A 4,827-nucleotide genomic window follows, 5' to 3' on the forward strand; every position below is an offset into this window, starting at 1 on the left:
CGATGGTGGTGCCGTCGATGTCGATCGGGCTGATCATGACGGTGATCGGCTCCGGACCATCGCCGTGCCGTACCTCCAGGCGCTCCAGGCGACGCAATGTTTCCCGGTTCATCGTGTAAGCCCTCGCTCGTCCATGGCGAAACACACCACGACACCTCGATGCCGGTTTGCCTCCAAGGCGGCGGGGCTTGCAGGGCGTCGTCAGTCTCATCGCCGTCACGCCATACGTCCACGCTCCCCCCGACCTGCATCGTCACCACCTCACCACCATAGACGCCCACCAGGTCGCGGAAACCTCTACCCTCAGGGTGGTAGGGGTATCGGCCTCGCGTGGCTCCTGCGGCCTCCCTGGCGGTTCTGGCGCTGGTTTCGTTTCGGACCTCGCGTCCGGTGCCGGCAGATCGCGTATCTGGTGAACCTCCTCCCGTAGCGCCACCAGTTCCCGACGCATGGCTCGAAGCTCATGCCTACGGCATGCACCAGCGTCTCGAGGAGGAAACACCCCCACGGGCGTGGGGAAGACTTGGCGGCACCGGCGGCGCGGGTTCACGCGGAACTTTGTGACCATAGTCAACACCTTGCCCTGCTTGCGGCGGGGAATCCGGGCATAGGCTTCAAGGAATTCCTGGGACAGCGCGACGGTGATCTCGCTCATGGTTCACTCCTCGATCCTTGTTCGGGTGCCGCCGGGGACGGATGGTATCCGTTGCCACCTATTTTAGGAGAGCAGCTCCGCTGCGCGAATGTCGCCGTCAGACGGATTGACTATCGCCAGCCGGTTGGCAGATCCTCCTTGAGGGCAGGGGTAGTTGACTACAATCGCGTCACGAAAGTCGCGAAGCTGTCGAGTGCCTCATGTACGCTGAAAACCTTCCAACCGAGGCGCTCGGCATGCATCCTGTCACGTTCATTGATCGCGATGCCCAGGCGCTGTCGTGGCCATGCCAGTTCGATCATACCCTTCACCTCATCCGTGTCATCCTGTAGGTCAAGCCCGACTTCCGGTACTGGCAGACGACTGCTTCGGCAGCGTTCGATGAACCCTCCTAGTCCGGAGTCGGCCAGATCGATGACCTCCTGCCAGTTATCAGGGTTCGGGAACTGCTGATCATGCCGGAGACGTGAGATCGTCTGCCTGTCGGCATGGGATACATACATGCTCCCATGGTAAGCTTCCTTGCTGTGGCAGTCGGCACAGAGCGCTCTGAGATTGGCTTTCCGGTTATCGCCTTTGACGCCGTTGATATGGTGCACGTGGAGCAGCTTTGGATGGTCCGAGAGACGTACGCCACACTTCTCGCAGGTGTATCCCTTTTCCTGGCGAAAATTGCGTGATATTTCCGACCAGTCTGCCGTATAGCCTTCACCCTCTCCCATCTTGCGCTGAGGCATGTGTGTAAAGAAGGAGCTGTAGGTCTGGAAGAACTCATCCAGGTCGAAGCTCTTGAAAGCCGAATAATTACCTGGCTTGCTGTAACCCTTGTAGTTGAGGTAGGTCAGGCAGTTCTTGCAGATATGGAGCCTGGACTTCCCCTCGACGGGCTGGCGAGTCATGTAATCATAGCCGCTGATATGAAATTCACCGGAGGTGTCGTTGGTGACCACATAGCGCTCGAACCGGCCTTCATTTCGCATCTTGTGTAATGTACGGCATTCGGCGATGTGATACTTCTTGCCCACTTTCGGGTCGAGGAGGGCCTCCTGAGATTTTGAGCCATGATCCTGGATATAGAGGAGTACCTGCCTACCCCGATAGGAAAGCAAACCATCCGAACTATCAAGATCGCCAAGATCAATTTCGATGCCTTCAGCACCGAGCTTCTCTTCCCAGGGCTTGAGAGGAGTGTCGAGCACAAAGTCGTCCTCGATGGGGTCACCCATTTTCCTGGCAGCCGCAAACAGCGCACTGAAGTCAACCGTTAGTTTCATCAGTCACCATCAAGTATCTGGCGAATCTGGGTGTCTGCGTTGGTAATCACTCGAAAAGTGACGCGGCGAGATTGATCAATATCTTCACGACCTTCTTGGTCAAGCACGACGCGTGATGAAGAGAACCCGACAGCGGCAATATTGGCCTTGATCCACTCTTGGTTTGTCGAAACCTCGGGAAGATCATAGAGGTAACTCAAAACCGATCGCGTCCTGCCCTGGGAGAGCTCCATGTTGTTGAAATAAGCTTCTTGATTGGTTGAGTCACTAGACCACAGGCTGCTGGTATGTCCTTCGATCCGAACCTCGTTGATGGAGTCGGAAAAGTCGAGCAGTATCTCCAGGTACCGGGGAAAGAAATCCTCAAGGATCTGCTGGAACCGCGGTCGCAGTTCTTCGGAACCGGTTGAAAAGAGAACTTCAGGAGACTGGAAGGTAAAGGCCAGGGTCTCGTCATTGACAGACGCTTGCCACTTGTCCAGATCCTCCTCGAATTCATCCATAAGAGCTTCGTAGATGGCGACCTGATTTTCTTGGTAGGCGACGGCGACTTCCTTGATGCGGTCACGCTCGAGCAGCGCATCGCGCATCAGGGCGATGGAGATAAACAGGAAGACCATCATCAGGCCGGCCATCAGGTCCGAGACCGATAACCAATGGTGCTCGTCGCCCGTACCGGCGCTATGCCCCTTGCCGAAAATCGATCTCAACCGGCTCATCAGTGCTTTCCACTATTGGCTGTCTGGACGATCTGCTGCATCTGCTGCGTCAGCTTCTCGTAGTCATTAGTGAAGCGGCCGGATATCTGAGTCAGGGCACGTCCCATTTCGGTCATTACGCGATCAAGCTCCTGCTGCATGCTGTCGTCCACGGCCTTGAGCTGAGAGTTAACGCTTTCGGCTGTTCGCTGAGTGGCCTGACGCATAATTCCTTCCATCTGCTGGAAGGATTCATCCATCTTTCGTGTCTGCATGCCCGTCATGTCCTCGACCGAACGCGAGAGACGCTGCTGCATCTGTTCGATGCTCTCGTGTACCTGGGACTGCACGGAGCGGATATGTTCCTCTGTCTGCTTTCCGGCATCGGCCAGGGTCTGGCTCAACGTCTGGCTTTCCTTGGACAAGTTCTCGGTCATGTTGCGGACATGGCTGTTGACGTCCTTGAGGGCATCATCGAACTGCTCGGCGATTTTCTCGGATTTGCTCGCGACGGTATCGGAAGTCTGGGTCAGATTTCGGCTCAGGTTGCCAAAGTTTGTATTGATTGACTCCGAACCTTGAATAAGGGACTCGTTAACCTTGGCAGCACCATCAACTAGACGGTCGGAAGCATCCTTGGCGCTATTGGTCAGGTCTTCACGCAGTTTCTCCACTCCTTCCTGCGTAGTCGATTGGAACTTCTTGAGGAACTCCTGAAGCATAGAGTTATGGGCCTCGATATACGCGTCGGAGTCATCGAGGAGCTTCTTGTAATGTTCGCTGGCGCTCTGGGCTGCGCCGCTGACATCACGAACGGTACTATCGACCTGCTCTCGAATCGTCGGCACGGCCTCGACGGCGGCATCGCGCATGCCCTTGAACGCCTCAAGGTGATTGCTGAGCTCGTTCAGCTGATGACGGGTTGCCTCCAGAAGTGTCTTAAGGCCCTCCATGGTTTCCGGGATGGCACCGGCTTTCTCGCTGATATGGGCCACGGACTGCTCAGTCTGGGTAATGGCCTGAACGCCCTGGTCATACTGGGCCTTCATATCCTCCAGCTGATGCCGATAGTTTTCCTGCCACTCGACCAGTTTCTGGACCGAGGCATCGAGTGCCTTGAAGTTCTCACCGAACTGTTCTGTCAGGTTTTTGTTGAAGTCGGCAATCACCTCCTTAAGAGCATTGATGACCGTCTCGGTTGCCGAACGGGACAGCATGTCGGCGAAGTCCTTGAGCTGCTGCTCCAGGTCGTCGGCAAAGCGGTCGAACCGCTCCGACTGATGTTCCGAGTGCTTGTGGAGCTCGACCATCACATCCAGCTGCTGCTTTCCGTTCTCGTTGATGATGCCAAGCTTGTCGCCGATGTCCCGATTGTCGGTACGAAGCAACTTAAGCTGGGAGACTAGCGAGCTGTCTTCGTCGCCGGCGATGGCATGGCGGAGCTTCTCCAGGCTCTCCGACTGGGCCTGGAGGCTGGCATGGATATCCTCGGGACCAACCTCCTCGGGGCCCACGCCCGTGACTTCACCCGGCTGCATGAACTTGAAACTCGTTGTGACCACCTTGAAGGTGATCGCGGCAGCCATACCCAGAAGGCTGGTCATGAAGGCGGTTTCCAGGCCGGCCAGAAGAAGGGTAATGCTGCCATCGATATCGTTAGGATCAAAGTGCATCAGGCCGATGACAATACCGATAAAGGTCCCGAGGATCCCCAGTGACGGCAGGAGGTTGGGCGCATAGTGCGCAAAGCCGCGCATTCGGTCGGCCTTGTAGCCGTATAACGCCAGGAGAAAGGCACCGATGATCAGCCAGAAGAAGACAAAGGTGACGCCCTCCGCCTCCTGGCCTCGCAAGAATGCTTCAAGAGCTGCGGCTGGATTCATTGCAAAACCTCTGATGATGACTGTCTGCCGTTGATCGAATCATGAATACCCCGGCTCATGCCACCTGGCCTCTTTCACCCGGTGTATAGATTCAGGTTCCCGCCTAATTCACTGGGCTGAGGCAGAAAAGAAGCAAAAATGAGCGGCGGGTCAAACGGCACCTGCTGCGATTTGTTAGTGTCCATCCGGAAACGTAAGCATCTGATTTATTTGCAGATATAGAAGAAAAGAAAGGAAGCCTCCACAGGTTTTTGTTATCATAAGTATTCAACTCATTGAATATCATGAAAAAACCAAAACAAGGGAGGCAACAATGC

General features: G+C 55.7%; 4 protein-coding genes. All 4 read right to left on the minus strand.

Going from position 1 to position 4,827, the window contains the following annotated elements; all coding sequences use genetic code 11:
- Nucleotides 1–253: 253 nt before the first annotated feature.
- The 4 genes from ACESMD_RS15325 to ACESMD_RS15340 all read right to left on the minus strand — a co-directional run bounded on the left by ACESMD_RS15325 (nt 254) and on the right by ACESMD_RS15340 (nt 4,510).
- Complete coding sequence (locus ACESMD_RS15325; RefSeq protein ID WP_372614669.1) at nt 254–655, minus strand: hypothetical protein; 402 nt, start codon at nt 653–655, stop codon at nt 254–256.
- Nucleotides 656–813: 158 nt separating this feature from the next.
- Nucleotides 814–1,929: an HNH endonuclease gene (locus ACESMD_RS15330; protein ID WP_372614671.1), complete on the minus strand. Its 1,116-nt coding sequence runs from the start codon at nt 1,927–1,929 to the stop codon at nt 814–816.
- Entirely contained in the window at nt 1,929–2,648 is a 720-nt protein-coding gene (locus ACESMD_RS15335; RefSeq protein ID WP_372614673.1) for an OmpA family protein, read from the minus strand. The genes ACESMD_RS15330 and ACESMD_RS15335 overlap by 1 nt, the downstream gene beginning before the upstream one ends.
- On the minus strand, nt 2,648–4,510 hold the full coding sequence (locus ACESMD_RS15340; protein WP_372614675.1) for a MotA/TolQ/ExbB proton channel family protein: 1,863 nt from the start codon (nt 4,508–4,510) through the stop codon (nt 2,648–2,650). Before ACESMD_RS15340 ends, ACESMD_RS15335 begins: the two co-directional genes overlap by 1 nt.
- Between the last annotated feature and the right edge of the window lie 317 nt (nt 4,511–4,827).

The organism is Halomonas sp. (genome assembly GCF_041689495.1).
GTDB lineage: Bacteria > Pseudomonadota > Gammaproteobacteria > Pseudomonadales > Halomonadaceae > Halomonas.

Excerpts from the sequence above, each read along its gene's own strand:
- ACESMD_RS15330 (WP_372614671.1), bottom strand. The coding sequence starts at position 1,929 with ATGAAACTAACGGTTGACTTCAGTGCGCTGTTTGCGGCTGCCAGGAAA.
- ACESMD_RS15325 (WP_372614669.1), bottom strand. The coding sequence starts at position 655 with ATGAGCGAGATCACCGTCGCGCTGTCCCAGGAATTCCTTGAAGCCTAT.
- ACESMD_RS15340 (WP_372614675.1), bottom strand. The coding sequence starts at position 4,510 with ATGAATCCAGCCGCAGCTCTTGAAGCATTCTTGCGAGGCCAGGAGGCG.
- ACESMD_RS15335 (WP_372614673.1), bottom strand. The coding sequence starts at position 2,648 with ATGAGCCGGTTGAGATCGATTTTCGGCAAGGGGCATAGCGCCGGTACG.